Source organism: Sphingobacterium psychroaquaticum (genome assembly GCF_900177625.1).
Taxonomy (GTDB): Bacteria; Bacteroidota; Bacteroidia; order Sphingobacteriales; family Sphingobacteriaceae; genus Sphingobacterium; species Sphingobacterium psychroaquaticum.
Genome location: NZ_FXAU01000003.1, coordinates 317,902 through 336,458, shown reverse-complemented (window position 1 = coordinate 336,458; position 18,557 = coordinate 317,902). Strand labels below are relative to the sequence as shown.

The 18,557-nt window shown below is 43.4% G+C and carries 13 protein-coding genes; 9 read left to right on the top strand and 4 right to left on the bottom strand.

Going from position 1 to position 18,557, the window contains the following annotated elements:
• Nucleotides 1–34 precede the first annotated feature (34 nt).
• Nucleotides 35–745 carry a FadR/GntR family transcriptional regulator gene (locus B9Y69_RS09820; RefSeq protein ID WP_085472767.1) on the bottom strand — a complete coding sequence of 237 codons (711 nt, stop codon included), beginning with the start codon at nucleotides 743–745 and terminating at the stop codon, nucleotides 35–37.
• Between the two features lie 121 nt (nucleotides 746–866).
• On the opposite strand from B9Y69_RS09820, the gene B9Y69_RS09815 reads away from it, so the two are divergent.
• The 9 genes from B9Y69_RS09815 (at nucleotide 867) to B9Y69_RS09775 (ending at nucleotide 15,617) form a co-directional block, all read left to right on the top strand.
• Entirely contained in the window at nucleotides 867–4,247 is a 3,381-nt protein-coding gene (locus tag B9Y69_RS09815; protein WP_085472766.1) for a SusC/RagA family TonB-linked outer membrane protein, read from the top strand.
• A gap of 18 nt (nucleotides 4,248–4,265) precedes the next feature.
• Nucleotides 4,266–5,819: a RagB/SusD family nutrient uptake outer membrane protein gene (locus B9Y69_RS09810; protein WP_085473040.1), complete on the top strand. Its 1,554-nt coding sequence runs from the start codon at nucleotides 4,266–4,268 to the stop codon at nucleotides 5,817–5,819.
• A gap of 86 nt (nucleotides 5,820–5,905) precedes the next feature.
• Entirely contained in the window at nucleotides 5,906–6,823 is a 918-nt protein-coding gene (locus tag B9Y69_RS09805; protein ID WP_085472765.1) for a dihydrodipicolinate synthase family protein, read from the top strand.
• Nucleotides 6,823–7,977, top strand: a complete 1,155-nt coding sequence (locus B9Y69_RS09800; RefSeq protein ID WP_085472764.1) for a tRNA wybutosine-synthesizing protein 4 beta-propeller domain-containing protein — start codon at nucleotides 6,823–6,825, stop codon at nucleotides 7,975–7,977. The genes B9Y69_RS09805 and B9Y69_RS09800 overlap by 1 nt, the downstream gene beginning before the upstream one ends.
• Complete coding sequence (locus tag B9Y69_RS09795; RefSeq protein ID WP_085472763.1) at nucleotides 7,967–9,208, top strand: MFS transporter; 1,242 nt, start codon at nucleotides 7,967–7,969, stop codon at nucleotides 9,206–9,208. The genes B9Y69_RS09800 and B9Y69_RS09795 overlap by 11 nt, the downstream gene beginning before the upstream one ends.
• A gap of 61 nt (nucleotides 9,209–9,269) precedes the next feature.
• Entirely contained in the window at nucleotides 9,270–11,297 is a 2,028-nt protein-coding gene (locus tag B9Y69_RS09790) for a GDSL-type esterase/lipase family protein (RefSeq protein WP_159451827.1), read from the top strand.
• A gap of 10 nt (nucleotides 11,298–11,307) precedes the next feature.
• Complete coding sequence (locus B9Y69_RS09785) at nucleotides 11,308–12,486, top strand: AGE family epimerase/isomerase (RefSeq protein ID WP_085472761.1); 1,179 nt, start codon at nucleotides 11,308–11,310, stop codon at nucleotides 12,484–12,486.
• 1 nt (nucleotide 12,487) lies between these two features.
• Nucleotides 12,488–14,449, top strand: coding sequence for a beta-N-acetylhexosaminidase (locus B9Y69_RS09780; RefSeq protein ID WP_085472760.1), 1,962 nt, complete (start codon nucleotides 12,488–12,490; stop codon nucleotides 14,447–14,449).
• Nucleotides 14,450–14,459: 10 nt separating this feature from the next.
• Complete coding sequence (locus B9Y69_RS09775) at nucleotides 14,460–15,617, top strand: sialidase family protein (RefSeq protein ID WP_085472759.1); 1,158 nt, start codon at nucleotides 14,460–14,462, stop codon at nucleotides 15,615–15,617.
• Between the two features lie 89 nt (nucleotides 15,618–15,706).
• Here the strand turns inward: B9Y69_RS09775 and B9Y69_RS09770 are convergent, their stop codons facing one another.
• The 3 genes from B9Y69_RS09770 to B9Y69_RS09760 form a co-directional block, all read right to left on the bottom strand.
• Nucleotides 15,707–16,573: an alpha/beta hydrolase gene (locus tag B9Y69_RS09770; protein ID WP_085472758.1), complete on the bottom strand. Its 867-nt coding sequence runs from the start codon at nucleotides 16,571–16,573 to the stop codon at nucleotides 15,707–15,709.
• A gap of 38 nt (nucleotides 16,574–16,611) precedes the next feature.
• The gene (locus B9Y69_RS09765; protein ID WP_085472757.1) at nucleotides 16,612–17,856 is read right to left on the bottom strand and encodes a PQQ-binding-like beta-propeller repeat protein; all 1,245 of its coding nucleotides are present in this window, start codon (nucleotides 17,854–17,856) and stop codon (nucleotides 16,612–16,614) included.
• Nucleotides 17,857–17,981: 125 nt separating this feature from the next.
• Nucleotides 17,982–18,548 carry a Crp/Fnr family transcriptional regulator gene (locus B9Y69_RS09760; protein WP_085472756.1) on the bottom strand — a complete coding sequence of 189 codons (567 nt, stop codon included), beginning with the start codon at nucleotides 18,546–18,548 and terminating at the stop codon, nucleotides 17,982–17,984.
• Between the last annotated feature and the right edge of the window lie 9 nt (nucleotides 18,549–18,557).

Here is an 18,557-nt window from a genome sequence, read left to right as displayed (position 1 = left end):
ATGGATACTTTATCAAAATACAGAATTGCGTTTTTTAAGCTAAGATTCGAGCGAAGTGGTTACTTAAATGTTGGCGGATTGCTTTTCGATATGCATCGGCATCTCGCTTTTTAAGCACCTCAACAAGCTCTTTATGCGAGATAAAATCACCTTCTACAATAGGCCGTTCTAACAAACCACTTTGGTGTACATATTGAAAAATAGGAATCAACAACTCTTGTAACTCGAGAAGGATTTTATTCTCCGATATCTCATATAGCTTACCGTGAAACCGTATTTCATCTTCAACCTGCCAGGGTGCGGCCGTATCGCCCGATACAATATCTTCTGCAATCGCTTCCAGCTCCTGTAGGTCCTGATCTGTAATCTTATTGACTATAAAATCAGCCATCCCTACTTCCAACGCCAAACGCATCTCGAACATATCCTTCAAGGTAGCATTATCCAAAATTGAAGGATGAAAAACTTTGCGCAAAGATCCAAGCACATCCGGATTCGTCAAGACAGCCCCTTTATGTTTCTTCGATTCAATGAGGCCAATAGTCTTTAAGCGTAGTAATGCTTCCCGAATAACTGTACGGCTCACCCCCAAGCTCTCTGCTAAGTCCAACTCCTTAGGAAGCACATCCCCAACTTTTAATTTATTCTCTTGAATAAAGCTCACAATACGTGCTTCAACCTTGTCTACCAAACTGGAGGTATCGATACCTCCAAGCTTTTCAATAGAGACATTCTCCTGACTCATAGCCTATATACTTAACAATTTATTCACAATAATATCAAAAATATTTTGACATCTGAAATATTATGTCATACATTTGTTTTGTTATTATGTTATACATAATCCAATATTAAAACAAATAATTATGAACAAGAACTACCTAATTAAACTGAAAAGCGTCTTTATATTGCTTTTCCTCTGCCTACTGCACGACGAAGCTGTAGCGCAGAACATGCTTTCGGGCCGGGTATTAGACGGAAACAAAAATCCACTTACTGCGGTAACGATCGCCAACCTAACACAAAAAACAGGTACCTCCACCGATGAAAATGGTAACTTTTCCATTCGGTCAAAAAATGGGGATAAGTTATTGTTTACCGCGGTAGGATACCGTGCGCAAGAAACATCTGTTTCCCAAACAGATCATTTGGAAATTATCATGGAGTCCAATGATGAAAAGCTAGATGAGATAGTCGTTATGGGATATGGCACCGTAAAACGTACGAAACTAACGGCCTCCGTCTCTACGTTGGACAATAAAATACTAGAATCCGGAATGCGCGCAAATCCGGCGCAAGCACTTGCAGGAACAGTACCAGGTTTGCGTGTATCGACCGGTTCGGGACGTCCCGGCGCCATGCCGAACATTGTATTACGTGGTGGCACCCATTGGGACGGTACCGGTAGCCCACTTATTTTAGTGGATGGTCAGGTTCGAACTAGTTTATCAGATATTAATCCCGATGAAATTGAGCGTATAGATGTTCAAAAAGATGCCGCCGCCACAGCTATCTATGGTGCCAGAGCAAGTAATGGTGTTATATTAGTCACCACAAAAAGAGGGAAAACAGGAAGTTCTTCCTTAAGTTTAAAAGCAATTCGGGGTATCAATTATCTAAACTCTCCATATGAGTTTCTAGATGCAGGTGATTATGTAAAATGGAATAGACTTGGCGCCGTCGGTGCGATAAAATCAGGCACACTCCCAAATACTACCTTAGGCAGCCCGGGGCCACGCGGTACGGGCAACAAATACTTTGCTGCTGACGGTGTAACGCCACTTGATGGCAATTATGCTAATGAAGCACGATGGAGTCTCATGCGTCTAACGGATCAAAATCGATTTCTCCTGGATCAAGGTTGGAAAACAATGAAAGATGTAATTCCAACCAATGCAGCTGGTAACTATGATGCAAACGGGCAATTTTATGACCTCATTTATGAAGACTTCAGTTACCGTGACGTTGCTTTCAAAAGCCCTGCCCCATCACAAGATTACAACCTATCCTTCTCAGGCGGAAATGACAAAGCCACCTACTTTAGTAGTGTCGGCCTATATGATGAAAAGGGACTCTCACTAGAAACCTTCTACAAACGGTACAATTTCGCTGTAAATGCGGATTATAAAATCAAGGATTGGATTAAGACCGAATCGACGATCAACTTCACCCGTGCAAACTGGCGTGATCAAAGTTTAACAAACGGCGAGAGCAATTACTGGGGACGTATGCTATCGGCTCCGCCAACACTACGGAGCAAAAGTCCGGTTACAGGAGATTGGATTCTTGGCCGGGATGCCAGCGATGGTAACCCATTGGTTAATATTGATAAATACAAAAGACGAGCACAGAGTGATAAATTCACCTTAAACCAAGCATTAGTCGTCAATTTCTTACCGGAACTATCTTTACGAATGAAGGGTATTCTGTATTACGAGGAAGAGTATCACGAATCCTTCAATCAGGATTTCCGAACAGGCTTCCTAAGTTATACAGATCCCAATGCGGGCTGGAACAGACAACGCAGTAGTTCGGCTAGTTTTTGGCGAGACATCAGACAAACCTATAACGCGGTTCTTAATTACAACAAGTCATTTGGTGACCATACGGTAAGCGCCTTGGCTGGTGCTGAATTTTACGATTCGTACTACCGCGGTTTAGGTGCTTCAGGTGCATTAGCTCCGACCGACGATTTCATGGCGCTAGGTTTAACGACCAACACGGCGGCCAATCCTACGCGAGGTGCATCCTCCGCACATACGAATGATCGTATTATCTCACAGTTTGGAAATGCAACCTACGATTATGCCGATAAATACCTTTTCTCTGCAACCTTTCGTCGCGATGGGATATCGCGCCTAAGCGCCGACAACAGATGGGGTGTCTTTCCGGCTGCTTCTGTCGGCTGGATTGCCACTAAAGAACAATTTATGCAGGAAAAAGCACCATGGTTAAATTTCTTAAAACTACGCGCCAGTTGGGGTAAAAACGGAAATATTGGTATCGGAACAAGTAACGCTATTGGTGTCTACGAAGTGCAGGGAGGCTATAGTGTTCAACAGGCATACGACCAGTCGCGTGGCTTCCTCTTCTCTGCTGCTCCACTCAATGAATTGACTTGGGAAAAAAGTAAAACTACCGAAGTGGGAATGGACATCGGTCTATTGAACAACAAACTGAACTTCTCCACGGCATACTACAACCGTATCACATCGGATAAATTGGCCTACATCAATCTCCCTAACTCCGCCGGTATCCCGTCCATTAGAACCAATAATGGTACGATGCGAAATCGCGGTATTGAGTTTGAACTGGGATACAAAATCATTCAGAATGATAAGGTAAACTGGACCGTGAATGCCAATGCCGCTTATGTGCGTAACAAAGTGATAAAGCTGCCTTACAACGGGAATGATCGCAACCGCCAGGATGGTACGCAAGTGTATGACCCTGCTACCGGTTCTCTTATTTGGGTTGGCGGACTTCAGGAAGGCATGGAATGGGGTGATGTTTATGGCTTTCGGATGAAAGGGATTATCCGGAATGAGGCCGATCTCTCGAATTATAATGTGCGTGATGATGCCGCTGGAGAAGTATTTTATGGTGCTGCTGCCGGTAAAAAAGTAGCCAGCCAAAAAATTATACAAGAACAGGGGCTGACGGGATACCTACCGACACAATTAGGCGATGTGATGTGGGAAGATATCAATGGAGATGGTGTGATCAATATGGATGATCGTGTGCGGTTAGGAAATACTTTACCGAAGTGGACCGGAGGTTTCAACACAACCATTAGTTACAAAGGCCTTTCCTTGTTTACTCGTATGGATTTTGCCTTAGGTCATATTCAAATGGATCAGATGCAAATGTGGTCTTTAGGTTTCTTTCAAGGGGAGTTTAATGCGACGACGTTGGTGAACGATACCTGGACACCAGAAAATCCAAATGCAAAATACCCACGCTACGTATGGGCCGATCAATTGAATGCAAAGAACTTTGACCGTCCAAGTGATATGTTCTGGAAAAGTTCCAATTACTTGGCTTTCCGCGAAGTATCTTTGAGTTACGCCTTGCCTAAAGAATGGCTAAATCGCGCTAAAATAGCGGGATTAACACTCACCGTATCGGGACAAAACCTAGGATATATCACCAATAAAATGAACGTATTACCGGAACGAACTGGCCTACAAAACAGCGCCTATACTATTCCGACGATGCTGATTATGGGCGGAAAAATCACTTTCTAAACACAGATGAAAAACAACATGAAAAAATATATAAAATTAGCCTTGGTTGCTTTCTCCTTGACAGGGTTAACAGCCTGCGATAAGCACTTGAATTTGGCGCCTGAAGATTTTTTTGCTGAAGGAAATTTTTGGGAAAATGAAACGCAAGTAAACAACTTTATGATTGGTATCCATAGTGATCTCCGGAACAACCAATTCAGCTTTTTCCGCCTAGGTGAAATGCGTGGTGGTGGTCTAACGAGTACAGCGCGTATGGACGTATCTCTGAACGAATTAGTTGTTATAAATCAAGCGATGACTGAAGTCTCACCGGGACTCGGTGCATGGTCCGGATTTATGAATAGCATTTTACAGATCAATCTATTTATTGATAAAGTAAACACCGTCACCTTTCTATCGGCAGAGCGAAAAGCCAATCTACTCGGACAAGCGCATGGTTTGCGTGCATTCTACTATTTCCATCTCTTGCGCACCTTTGGGGGCGTTCCGTTACGCTTAGTTCCCGATGTTTTAACGGGCAAACCGGATCCGGTTGCTTTGCGATTGGCGCGGTCGACAGAGCCTGAAGTATTGGCGCAAATTAAAGCAGACATCGCTTCCTCGGCACAGTATTTCGGAACGATACAGGGTACTAATAAAGCCTATTGGACCTTAAACGCGACCCAAATGTTAAAAGGAGAAGTTTTCCTCTGGTCCGCAAAAGTATATAATAATACGGCCGATTTAGCCGAAGCAAAAACAGCACTTAATGCGGTGACCGGCTATTCCTTGGTGGCCAACTTTGCGGATGTCTTCAAGCAAAAGCGTAACGCTGAAATCATTTTCACCTTGCCTTTTGCTTTCAATGAAGCCGAACAACCTGCGGTAGCCTCTTTTTTATACGCTACCTCTAATTTCAATGGAATTTACTACAAAGACACGGTTAGCACGACAGCCCCTACCTTAATAGATCCACTTAATATCGCACAAAGCAGCACAGGTGGAATACAACGTTATGCGTATACCTATGAGCTCTTTAAATCATATAACATCTTGGATCGCCGCAGAGATGCTACCTTTTATGATTTTTATGCGATCGATCGCTCCGTAACACCTCAAAAGGTTACTATCCGTAATACCGTATTGACCAAATTCATGGGAACGATAAATAATAATATTCGCAACTGGACCGATGATTGGCCAATATATCGGGAAGCAGATCGATTACTGATGTTAGCTGAAATTGCAAATGCGGAGGGAGCCAATCCACAAACATACATCCAAGCGGTGCGCAACCGGGCCTTTAACGGCAATGATCCAACACCTTTTGTCAATGGTACCAAAGATGCGAATGAGCTTGCCATTTTTGCCGAACGTTCCAAAGAGTTTGTCTATGAAGGAAAACGATGGTACGATATCCGCCGCATGAAGTACAACAATGAACCCTTGGCGTTCAAATCAACCAGTCATCCCTACGGCGTGCTCACAAAAAGCACAGAAGCTTACAAAGTATTATGGCCGATTGGACGCGATGTGTGGACCAATGATCCGTTGGTGAATCAGACGCCTGGATATACCACAACCAAACCATAACACGCAAAACGAGATAAGTGAGGTTGTATTACATCATCAAATAATACAACCTCCTTTACAAGAAACACATAAAAAATTAATAAAAGATGAAACACATTAATGGCTTAATTGCAGCTCCTTTTACACCCTTTCTAGATAATGGTGAACTAAACCTTGACTTAATCCCCACCTACTACCAAAATCTAAAACGAAACAACATTGCAGGTGCTTTTATATGTGGATCGACCGGAGAAGGTGTTTCCCTCACATTCGACGAAAAAGTTAAGGTCATGAAAGCATGGGCCGCGCTTACACGTAACGATCAAGACTTCACCTTAATGATGTTTTTAGGCGGCACGAATATAAAGGAGTGCAAGGAGTTGGCGGCAATTTCTGAACATGAAGGCGTCGATGTTATCTCTTTCACCTCCCCTTTCTACTTTAAACCGGCTACGGCAAAACAATTGGCCGTATGCTGTGCTGAAGTAGCTGCAGCTGCACCCAATACCGCATTTTACTATTACCATATCCCTGTACTAACAGGTGGAAATTACGCTATGTTAGATCTATTAAAGGAAGTGGATGCGCTGATTCCAACGTTTAAGGGAATTAAATATACACATGAAGATTTTATGGATTTTCTTTCGTGTAGCAACTACAAGAATAAGAAATATGATATGTTATGGGGACGTGATGAAAATATGCTTTCTTCCTTAGTTCTGGGATGTAAAGGTGCGGTTGGAAGTACGTACAACTATGCCGCCCCCCTATATCACGACATGATAGCCGCATACGATGCAGGTGATTTTGCAAAAGCGAATGACTTACAGCAAAAATCAATCGATATGATTACCTTGCTCGGAAAATACGGCGGTATTGCTACCGGAAAGGCCTATATGAAACTAATTGACCTAAACTGCGGTGGCTTTAGACTCCCGGTTACGAATATGGACAATGCACAATTTACAGCCTTTGAGCAAGAGGTAGCAAACCTTGGTTTTGCCGCTTTTAAATCTAAACATTAATGAAACCTAAAATCTTCACCTTCTGCATGACTATTGCCTTAACCGCCTGTAACCCCGAGGATGCAACACAAACGATCCATTGGGATACCCAATCGAAATTACCCATGCAAGCGGATGGCAGTGCCCACCTAGGGCTTGCTGGTCCTATTACAGGAATTATCGATAATAAGTTACTTCTTATGGGTGGAGCTAACTTTCCGGCAACGATGCCTTGGGATGGTGGCGCGAAAGAATACCATCAAGAGGCCTATATCTATGAAATCGGTGACGGACATGTAGACTTCGTCAAACAGACACCTACACATATCCCACTGGCCTACAGCGCTGTATGCAGTGATGGCACGAGATTATATATAGCTGGTGGAGAAAATAATAATGGGATTCAAAAAGATGTATTTACCTTGGAGCTAACCGCAGATTCCATTCAGATAGCGCGGTTACCTAACCTACCACATCCATATACAAATGGCGGTCTCTTGAAAGTAAAAAACAAGTTGTTTTTTATTGGAGGAGAGAACACCGAACACGTGTCAGCACGTATATATGAACTGAACCTTTCGATCGCAGGATCAACTTGGGAAACACATCCTACAACACTCCCTTATCCGGTTAGCCATGCTATATTTTTAACCGATGCAAAAGAACAAAACATTTACATTATCGGTGGACGTAAACGTAACGAAAACAGTCGAAGTACAGTGTACGATCAGATACTACAATGGAATCTTAGCACACAAAAAATAGAGACTATAGGAACGCTTCCGCGCCCATTGGCTGCCGGGACAGGTGTTATGGATGACCAAGGCGACATCCTGATCTTCGGTGGCGATGATGCGTCTACGTTCCATCAGGTAGAAGACCTGATCGCAAAAATAACCGCGACAGAAGATAGCAACCAAAAACAAATACTTATACAGCAAAAGGCGTTCCTACAACAAAACCATCCGGGCTTTACATCCGACAGCTGGAAATTCAATATACAGCAGAAAAAATGGTCCAAAATAGCGCCCATACCGGCGAAATCACCGGTCACAACGCAAGCGCTATCCTACAAGAACATGATTATCATTCCGAGTGGCGAGATAAAGGCTGGGATTCGGACCGACCAGATTCTCGTAGGAACTATAGGAAAGGGAGGTAAACATGCGAAATAACAAATATTATCCATGGCTCGTGGTCGGTTTACTGTGGGTCGTAGCCCTTCTTAATTATCTGGACCGCCAAATGTTATCTACCATGCGTGAAAGCATGCAAATCGATATTGTGGAACTCCAAAAGGCAGAAGCCTTTGGAGTCCTAATGGCTGTCTTCCTTTATATTTATGGATTCATGAGTCCTATTGCTGGGATTATTGCAGATCGGGTAAACCGAAAGTGGTTAATTGTCGCTAGCCTGTTTGTGTGGTCTACCGTCACCTATGCCATGGGGCTAGCAGAAAATTACAATCAATTGTTAGTATTACGCGCTATTATGGGACTTAGTGAAGCCTTATACATTCCAGCCGGACTGGCGCTCATCGCAGATTATCACACGGGACGCACCCGATCATTAGCTGTGGGTATACATATGACTGGTTTTTACATGGGACAAGCTCTCGGTGGTTTTGGTGCTACGGTAGCGTATCAATATGGCTGGCATACCGCCTTTCATTGGTTTGGCATCATTGGGGTTATCTATGCTTTTATCCTTGCTGCTTTGCTTCATGAACCAACAATAAAGCAAGTAGCAGGCGCTAGCAAAGAAAATCTACCAAAGCGAATTCCGTTTATAAAAGGCTTATCTTCTTTATTTTCTATGACTGCTTTTTGGGTTATCCTCTTTTACTTTGCCGCCCCCAGCCTTCCCGGTTGGGCAACCAAAAACTGGCTCCCTACTTTATTTGCGGACAACCTGAATATTCCGATGGCGACAGCTGGTCCACTATCGACAATTACAATTGCTGTGGCTTCTTTCATCGGCGTTATTGTCGGCGGAATCTGGAGCGACAGGTGGGTTCTTCGAAATGTACGCGGTCGCGTTTACACCAGCGCAATCGGCTTGTTTCTAACAATACCTGCGTTAATTCTGTTAGGTACAGGAAGTACCTTTTACAGTATTGTAGGCGCTGCTATCTTGTTTGGAATCGGGTTTGGCATTTTTGATGCGAATAATATGCCGATCCTTTGTCAGTTTGTTCCGCCACGCCTTCGCGCCACCGCATATGGTTTTATGAACATGGTAGGTGTTTTTGCCGGCGCTGCCGTTACGCAGATATTAGGCCGCTTCAAAGACGAAGGCCACTTTAATAATGGATTTGCTCTGCTGGCACTCATTGTCGCCATAGCCCTTCTGCTGCAACTTCTTACTCTCAAACCAAAAGTTATAGATTATGTCGACGCAGACTAAAAAACAGCTATACAAAATTTTGGGCGTAGCTTACCTTCTTTTTTGCGTGATCCCGTTAGTAATGGCGCAGCAAAAAAAGGTAAAAGTAGCTTGTATAGGTGACTCTGTAACGGAAGGGTTAGGTCTTGATTCACCGGCAACAAACGCTTATCCGGCTGTACTGCAAGAGAAAATTGGAGCACAATTCAATGTAGAGAATTTTGGTCACAGTGGCGCTACTTTATTACGCCACGGACATCATCCTTATGCTAATACGAAGCAGTTCCGAGATGCTTTACATTTTCATGCAGACATTGCTATCATTCACTTAGGCTTGAATGATACCGACCCGCGTAACTTCCCCCACTATCGGGATCAATTTGTGCAAGATTACCTTTGGCTTATTGATACCTTACGCACAAATAACCCGACTTTAAAGATATATATCTGTAAAATGTCGCCCATATTCACGGGACACCCGCGATTTTCGTCCAGTACATTTAACTGGTACCACGCGATACAGGATTTAATAGTCGATGTTGCTGCCGCTCGTGCATTGCCGGTCATTGATCTTTACGCGGCTCTGCATAATAGACCTGATCTTATTACAGATTCTCCAACATTACATCCCAATAAAAAGGGAGCATACAAAATTGCTGATTTTGTCGCACAACATCTAACAGGTAATTTTGGTGGATTAAAGATGCCAGCTGTTTTTGGAAAACAGATGGTTGTACAGCGAGATAAGCCATTTACGGTATGGGGAACCGCAGATGCTGGCACGACAATAGAAGTACAGTGGTCGACACAGAAACAACGCACAAAAACAGACAAAAATGGAACTTGGCAGGTGCAATTCCCTGCACAAGCCGTAAATCGTATCCCTCAAACCTTAACCGTTAAGAGCGACCGGCAAACATTTACTTACGACGATGTACTCGTGGGAGATGTATGGTTAGCAGCGGGGCAATCCAACATGGCTTTTCCTGTAAAGCGCGCGAACCAAGGGGATAATTTAGCACACAAGGAAGGCAAACGTTTGCCCATACGCTTACTCAAGTTTAACAATCTTGCACCCACCGACGACATCGTTTGGGATCAACAAACATTAGCGCAAGTTAATGCCCTAAATTTCTTTACCGGCGCTTGGTCAGTAAATAGTCCCCAAGAGGCTGAAAATTTCTCTGCGGTAGCTTATGCTTTTGCGGTAGAGATTGCCAACAACCAACAGATTCCAATCGGCATGATCGATCTTTCCGTTGGCGGCTCGCCGCAATTGGCCTGGATTCCACGATTAACCCTCGAGTCCAATGCACAATATACAGGGGCATTGCATCCTTGGCGAAAAAGCGACTACCTTATGACCTGGTGCCGTGAACGAGCAAATAAAAACCTGGAACAATCGCCATCGCCATTTCAGCAACATCCCTATGCCCCTTCTTATATTTATGAAGCTGGCATTGCTCCAATCGCTCCTTTTGCATTAGCAGGCATCCTTTGGTATCAAGGAGAAAGCGATGCCGAAAATGCGGAACTGTACCAACATCTTTTCCCAACATTCGTGCAAGACATGCGCCAGCGCTGGCAGGAAGAACTTCCATTCTATTATGTACAACTATCGAGTATTGAACGCCCATCTTGGCCTTTCTTTCGCGATGTACAACGACAGATGCTACAAAAAATTCCTAATACGGGAATGGTTGTTACTACGGACATAGGTGATCCTATTGATGTACATCCTCGAAATAAAATAACCGTTGGAAAAAGGCTTGCGCAATGGGCATTGGCGAAACATTATAAGCAACAGGTAACTCCTTCTGGCCCCTTATTTCGGACAAGCACAATCCATGGCGACACCATCGAATTGACATTCGATTACGCAACAGGAATGAAGACCAGCAACACGGCTTCTTTAGCCGGATTCTTCTTCCAAACGGCAGAAGGGAAGCTATTACCTGCCACCGCCAACATCATACAAAATAAGGTGACCATCGTAAAACCGCAAGGAGTCACTTTGAAAGCCTTGGTATATAGTTGGGAGCCTGTAAGCACAGGAAATTTAGTAAACAATGCAAATTTACCGGCCAGCACTTTCCGCTTGCCTCTATAAAAAAAGAATAATGGATCAGAAACAACTACAGTCACTAGCTGACTTTTATAAAAAACAACTTTTAGAAGACACGGTTCCTTTTTGGTTTCCAAGATCATATGATGAAGAAAATGGTGGGTACCTACTGATGCGTGACGCCGATGGCTCCTTACTAGACACGGATAAAGCAGTTTGGATTCAAGGACGTGCTTGCTGGTTGCTCGCCACGTTATACAATACCGTAGAGCCACGTCAAGAGTGGTTGGATGGCGCAAAGCTGGGTTACGATTTTCTATTGAATAAGTGTTTTGATGAGCATGGTAAAATGTATTTTCATGTTGATCAGGAAGGGACCCCTTTACGCATGCGTCGTTATTTTTTCTCTGAGACGTTTGCCGTTATAGCGTTTGCCGCATATGCCAAGGCGTCTGGCGATCCGCAGGCCGCAAAAAATGCACGTGATCTTTTTGGGGTTTGTATGGAATATGCGGAGGGGGAGCGCAAGATAGAGCCTAAATTTGAAAACACACGACCAACGAAGGGAATCGGAATTCCTATGATTATGATCAACACAGCGCAACAGTTACGCGAGACCATTGGTGACAGTCGGTGCGATAGCGCCATTGAAGGTTGGATCAAAGAAATTGAAACCAATTTTGTGAAAGACGATATTCGATGTGTAATGGAGCAGGTAGCCCTCGATGGGAGTATTGTCGATCACATTGAAGGACGCACCCTAAACCCAGGACACGCAATCGAAGGCGCCTGGTTTATTCTACATGAAGCGCTATACCGCAACAAGGATCCGAAATTAATAGATCTTGGGTGTCGTATGCTTGATTATATGTGGGAACGTGGCTGGGATAAAGAACATGGCGGAATCTTATATTTCAGAGATGTATACGACAAGCCTGTACAAGAGTACTGGCAAGATATGAAGTTTTGGTGGCCACAAAATGAAACCATCATCGCCACCCTCCTCGCCTACTTGGTCACCAAAGATGAAAAATATGCAGAAATGCATCAACAGATACACGATTATGCCTATACACATTTTCATGATAAAGAACATGGCGAGTGGTTTGGTTACCTGCATCGCGATGGAAAAGTAGCACAGCCGGCAAAAGGAAATCTGTTCAAAGGCCCATTCCACCTCCCTCGCCAAGAGTGGTACTGCTGGATGACGTTAACGAAATTTATGAAACCTTAACATGAAAAAACACGGCCCAATCTGCTTTCTTTTCACACTAATTCTGGTGGGTTTTCTTCATCCCGTTCGCGCACAAAGCGACCTGCTCCCTATGCCTCAAAAAGTATCTTGGCAAAATGGGATTCTAGACCTTCGTCAAGGCATAACGTTAGAAGGAGACACCTCCGGAATAGATCGAGAATTATACCTCCTGTCTGAAGTAATGAAGGCGAATAGGATCCCGTTTTCGTATGCAAAAAACAGATCTGCCCCCCGTTCAACAGTATTAAATCTAACGTTGAACGCACGGAATATGCGCGAGAAAAAAGAAAGCTACCGCTTGACCATTTCGACAACGGGCATTACTGTTGCTGCCTCCACGAAATCTGGTTTGTACTATGGTTTGCAAACCTTGAAACAATTGATAACAGCGCAAGGCACTGTCCCCTTTTGCAGCATCGAAGATGAACCAGCCTTTCCATGGCGTGCATTCTTAGTTGATGTTGGTCGAAATTACCAGCCCTTAGAAATGCTGAAAGAACAAATCGATATCATGGCGCAATACAAGCTTAATGTTTTCCACTTTCATTTTACGGAAGATATTGCATGGCGCCTGAGCAGCAAACGTTATCCCGGATTAACCGATTCTACCAATATGACACGATGGGCGGGTCAATCATATACTGAGCAAGAGTTTCGAGAACTCATCAAATACTGTTCGGATCGACATATTACCTTCTTGCCAGAAATCGATATGCCGGGACACAGCGCCGCTTTTCATCGTTTTTTTGGTGTGGATATGCAATCAGATTCGGGTATGGTATTTCTAAAGGAACTGTTACATGAGTTTGCAAACACCTACCCGGGACTGCCTTACCTTCATATTGGTGGGGACGAAGTCAAAATAACGAACCCTAACTTCATGGGGGAAATGACGCGCTATGTCGAGTCCCTCGGATTTAAAACCTTAGGTTGGGATCCAGGCGGCAATTTAATGCCGCAAACAATCCGTCAGCTATGGATGGGTGGACCAAAGGCAATTGAGCCTGATGGCGCATTAATCTATATAGACTCGAAACACCTTTACATTAACCACATGGATCCGCTAGAAACGGTGACGACGTTATTTTACCGCCAGATTGGCGAGCAGAAGAAAGCGCATAAAAATCTGTGGGGAGCCACCTTGTGCGTATGGCCGGACCGCGCTGTTTCGGCTCCTGAAGATATGTTTTTACAAAATGCCGCTTATCCAGCGATGCTCACCTTTGCAGAAAGAATTTGGCAAGGGGGTGGTTTGGCTGGTTGGAAGGCAAATATTCAACCCGTAGATCAGGAAGAAAATCTATCTTTTTCTTCCTTTGAAAAAAGACTATTACAGCACAAGGAAAAATTTTTCAAAAACCTACCATTTCCTTATGTAAAACATAGCCACATCACATGGGAGTTAATTGGACCTTTTCCGAATGAAGGAAAACTAACGCAGGCATTCTCCATCGAAAAGCAGGCGTTCGATTCGACAATCGTGCCTACATATCACATTACTGGTGGAACGGTCATATTGCGCCATTGGTGGGCCGATGTTATACAAGGCGTCCTCGCTCAACCACAAACAAATACAACTTGGTATGCGCGTACTAAAATATGGTCCGATAGCATTGGTTATCAACCTTTCTGGATCGGGTTCGGAAATTTATCGCGTTCATATGCGAGCGATTCACCAACTAAGGACACCTGGGATAACCTACACAGTGCCATCCAGGTAAATGGCAAATGGATTGAACCACCCATCTGGAGACAACCAGGCCTAAAAGGCAACCTAGAAAAACCACTACTCGACGAAGGATACACCTTTCGTCAGCCTCAACAAATTTATCTGAATAAAGGATGGAACCATGTCTTAATAAAATTACCTATGGGTAGTTTTGCTGGTCGAAGTTGGGATAACCCCAACAAATGGATGTTTACCTTTGTTCCTTACCGCTAACACAATGACTATGATGAATAAACTTTTTTATATCGGTGCTGCTTTACTGATGCAAAGCACCTTAAATGCACAAGAAGTAACCGTTTTCAAATCCGGCGAAGCGGGTTACGCCAGTTATCGGATTCCGGCGATTGTTAAAAATAAAAATGGAGATCTTTTGGCTTTTTCAGAAGGCCGAGTCGATCATGCAGGCGACTATGGAAATGTGGACATTGTCTATAAAATCAGTAAAGACAATGGTAAAACATGGGGCGCCATACAGGTGGCTGCAGACTATGAAAAACTACAAGCAGGAAATGCGGCTCCAGTAGTCGATTTGCTTGATCCAAACTATCCCAATGGACGTATCTTTTTATTTTATAATACCGGAAACAACCACGAAAGTGAAATACGGAAAGGAAAAGGATTACGGGAATCTTGGTTTATCACCTCTACAGACGGAGCAAAGACCTGGTCTGCCCCAGTAAACATCACGGCGGAAACACACCAACCCAAACAACCGGATGTCAATCCAGCTTATAATTTTGATGCAGATTGGCGTACGCTCGCGAATACACCAGGGCATGCCTTACAGTTAGATAGCGGTCCCTACAAAGGTCGTCTCTATATTCCGGCAAATCATTCGGAAGGAAATCCGCTCGCCAATGGCAAAGATTACTATGCACACTCTTTTTATAGCGATGACCACGGAAAAACTTATAAGATAGGGTCTACTGTTCCTTTCGAGGGGAGCAACGAGACTATGGCTGCCCAAATATCCGAAACCGGTGTTTACATGAATAGCCGCAATCAACAGGGAAATGTACGTACACGCATCATCAGCTACTCCAACAACGGTGGAGTAACGTGGGACACAACGTTCTACGATAAGAACTTACCCGATCCGGTAAACCAAGGTAGCGTCTTATCATGGCGTAAGAAAGGTAAATACATCCTTGCCGTCTGCAATGCCGCCGACACAAAAAACCGGGATAATCTCACGCTACGATTATCGAAAGACGGAGGTAAAACTTGGTATAAGAATACGGTCGTTGCAAAAGCGCCAGCCGGCTACAAAGGATCATATTCCGCATATTCGGATTTGGTATTATTGAATCCAAAAACAATAGGCGTATTTTATGAAAAAGACAACTATAAAGAAATCGTCTTTATACCGGTCAAACTATAAAGAAGTGTAATTTTTCAAAGAAACCCCTATAGTCGACACATCATTTTATAGGGGTTTCTTTAGACCTAATGCAATCAATAACACCTTAATTAAGGTCTAGAAACAGTAGGTAAGGGTTTCAAAAACAATAAGGCATTATAAACAGCCTGATGAATCACCGTGGCATGAGTCTCTTGCGGCAGGTAATCAAAAACAGTATGAATCTTCGAAGACTTTTCTACTATACCGTGCAACTGTTCCACTTCATTGAACATCTTCGTATCTTCGTCCTTACTGGGCGCACCAATATAGACGTTAACTTCTTTTTTAAGGTTCTTATTTAAAAGCACGTGGGCTTCCGAAAGAAGAGAGCGACCTCCCCACCATAAACTAGGACTGATGATGATATAGTCGGTAAACAACGTAGGTTTCTTTAACAATATTTCGGTCGCTAATAAACCTGCTAGCGATTCCCCAATTACTACACTTCTGTCTTCCGTTCGATACGTCCCCTCAATAAAGGGTTTTAACTCCTCTCCTAAGAACTGAATGTATTTCGCAGATTGACCATGTGCGACAAAGCTGGTTTTTGGAAAACCTTCTTCCTCCAAAAAATCAAGATTAGGGACCACAAAAGTAAAATCTCGTCTTCTATTTACATTTTCGATACCGACAACGATTGCTTCTGGAAATCGATCGACCCATGCTTGTGCACTAAAACGAAGTAAGCTCGTCAAATGAAAAAAATCTTCCTCAACCCCACCATCAAGAATATAGACCACAGGATATTTTTTTCCAGCCCCGTCCATATAGGATGGTGGCACATAAATATTTACACGACGTTCTTCTTCAAGTATCTTGGAAGGAAAGACCGTAGTTTCTCCAAAAGTAACAGGAGTTTTCACAAACTGAGCCTGTAATCGGGAGGATACAGCAACAATAAGGATCGTAATCAAAAAAGGATATAGCTTCTGCATGGAACCAATGTTAAATAGCACGGCAAGATAAAACTATTTTATTTGATAGCATACACCGCGCCGTCAGCTGTGGCGAAATATAACGTAGAAGCCTCGACCCACACCGTAGAAAAGATGCTTCCCATTTTGAGATAGCCCGCGAATAATTTATTGATATCATGTTGGTAACGTGCGTCTAAGTCTTTCCTCATCGTACCATCATGATCAAAAAAATCGGAGCTATACTGTTTGCTCGCATCTGTTTGAAAGACCATATCCTGTTGTCCGGTTACTAAATTCAATCGATATAAGGCTCCATTCAGCGCACCAAAATAAGCTAGACTGTTATGGATTGTAGGACTACTAAAAACATTGAGTGGTACAGACGGTTTATGACGCAGTGTTCCGTCTTCTTTATTAAATACCAATGTTGTAAAAGAATCCGACATCGTAACGACAAGGTCTGATTTGTTTATACTGGGCACACATGTCCAACTACCCGGCTGGTGATATATCCATTGGCCAGTACCGCTTTTCGTATGCAAGGCATACAGATTAAAATCTCTCGAGCAGAAATACACGCTGCTATCGGCTACTGCGGCATGGAACTGCACCTCTCCTTTCGGAAAATAAGTTTGCCCCACCGTCTTGAAACGCCAACGTAACTTCCCGCTATGTTCTAGGCAGTAGAAATAACCATCGTAACTACCAATAAAGACCGCATCCTCATTTACCGTAGGTGATGCATGCACAATCCCATCCGTCTTATAACGCCACCGCAATGCTCCACTCTTCAGATCGAGTGCATAAATATGTTGATCCCCCGAACCAACATACACCGTACCGTCATACACCGCAGGTGAAGATTGATAATAATCCCAGGTATCAAAAAACCGTTCACCTTTGGTTTGAAAAGACCAACGCTCTGTACCCTTCGCTGCATCAATCGCATGAAAAACACCATCCGTACTCATAAAAAGTACTAAGCCGGCAGCAATGGCTACCGAGGAACGAATTTCGCCCTTACTTCGAAAACGCCAAACTTCTGCTCCAGTGGTTTTATGTAGCGCATACAAATTGCTATCACAGGACCCGATATAAATGAAATCTTGATCCGCAATCGGCGATGCATATACCACACCTTTCGTCTGAAACTTCCACTGCAAAGCCAACTGATCCCCGATGTCTGCGCCTTCACTATTATTCTGTCGATTAGCCGTCCGCCCCAATTGTTGCGCATGCAAACTCAATTGCAAGCCGACTACGAAGAGCAAGAAAAAAACAAGCGTTGATTTTTGAGGCATTTTGAATACGTTTAGATAAGGGTTAGTACACTAATTAACACAAAAAAAAGGAATGCACAAAATATTCATATTCAAAAAGATAAGATCTTTATTAACGCAACTATCGTCGAGATTACAGAGACACATCAACCATTTCGACGTATTCGACTTAGTGAAGAGGATGTTATACCGAGATAAGAAGCCAACATACTTAGAGGAACACGATTGGCCAATCCAGGGTAATGCTTAAGAAAGAGCGCATAGCGCTCTTTTGCTTCTAAATTCTTCATTAGACTTGCTGTCTTAAGTTTGCTTTCAGAGACAAAAGCATAAAGCTTACTGATTAATACAGGCCATACAGAAACTTCCTTTTCCAGCAAAGCGAAACCTGCTGCGTCAATAGACCATATCGTCGCATCCGTTACTGCTTCTATATAATCACTGGCCGGTAACTGCCCTTGAAAACTATGCAAGTCGCCAATAAAACGACCTTCATAAATAAAGTAATTTGTGAAATCATCGCCTTTTTTATTGTAGTAGACGGAGCGAAACACACCATCCTCGACAAAGGCTATCTTATCACTTATTCGACCATTTTCTGCAAAATAATCGCCCTTCCTTATATATATACATTTGAAGGCTTCTTGGATGCTGGCTTTTTCCTCGCTATCCATGGTTCCAAATTTTCCTATATATGCAATAAGCTCCTTCATCCAGTAGGG

Bases quoted from the DNA above. Each gene is read 5' to 3' on its own strand.
- B9Y69_RS09765 (WP_085472757.1), bottom strand. From the start codon at position 17,856: ATGCCTCAAAAATCAACGCTTGTTTTTTTCTTGCTCTTCGTAGTCGGC.
- B9Y69_RS09770 (WP_085472758.1), bottom strand. From the start codon at position 16,573: ATGCAGAAGCTATATCCTTTTTTGATTACGATCCTTATTGTTGCTGTA.
- B9Y69_RS09805 (WP_085472765.1), top strand. From the start codon at position 5,906: ATGAAACACATTAATGGCTTAATTGCAGCTCCTTTTACACCCTTTCTA.
- B9Y69_RS09790 (WP_159451827.1), top strand. From the start codon at position 9,270: ATGGCGCAGCAAAAAAAGGTAAAAGTAGCTTGTATAGGTGACTCTGTA.
- B9Y69_RS09815 (WP_085472766.1), top strand. From the start codon at position 867: ATGAACAAGAACTACCTAATTAAACTGAAAAGCGTCTTTATATTGCTT.
- B9Y69_RS09795 (WP_085472763.1), top strand. From the start codon at position 7,967: ATGCGAAATAACAAATATTATCCATGGCTCGTGGTCGGTTTACTGTGG.
- B9Y69_RS09785 (WP_085472761.1), top strand. From the start codon at position 11,308: ATGGATCAGAAACAACTACAGTCACTAGCTGACTTTTATAAAAAACAA.
- B9Y69_RS09810 (WP_085473040.1), top strand. From the start codon at position 4,266: ATGAAAAAATATATAAAATTAGCCTTGGTTGCTTTCTCCTTGACAGGG.
- B9Y69_RS09780 (WP_085472760.1), top strand. From the start codon at position 12,488: ATGAAAAAACACGGCCCAATCTGCTTTCTTTTCACACTAATTCTGGTG.
- B9Y69_RS09775 (WP_085472759.1), top strand. From the start codon at position 14,460: ATGATGAATAAACTTTTTTATATCGGTGCTGCTTTACTGATGCAAAGC.
- B9Y69_RS09820 (WP_085472767.1), bottom strand. From the start codon at position 745: ATGAGTCAGGAGAATGTCTCTATTGAAAAGCTTGGAGGTATCGATACC.
- B9Y69_RS09800 (WP_085472764.1), top strand. From the start codon at position 6,823: ATGAAACCTAAAATCTTCACCTTCTGCATGACTATTGCCTTAACCGCC.
- B9Y69_RS09760 (WP_085472756.1), bottom strand. From the start codon at position 18,548: ATGAAGGAGCTTATTGCATATATAGGAAAATTTGGAACCATGGATAGC.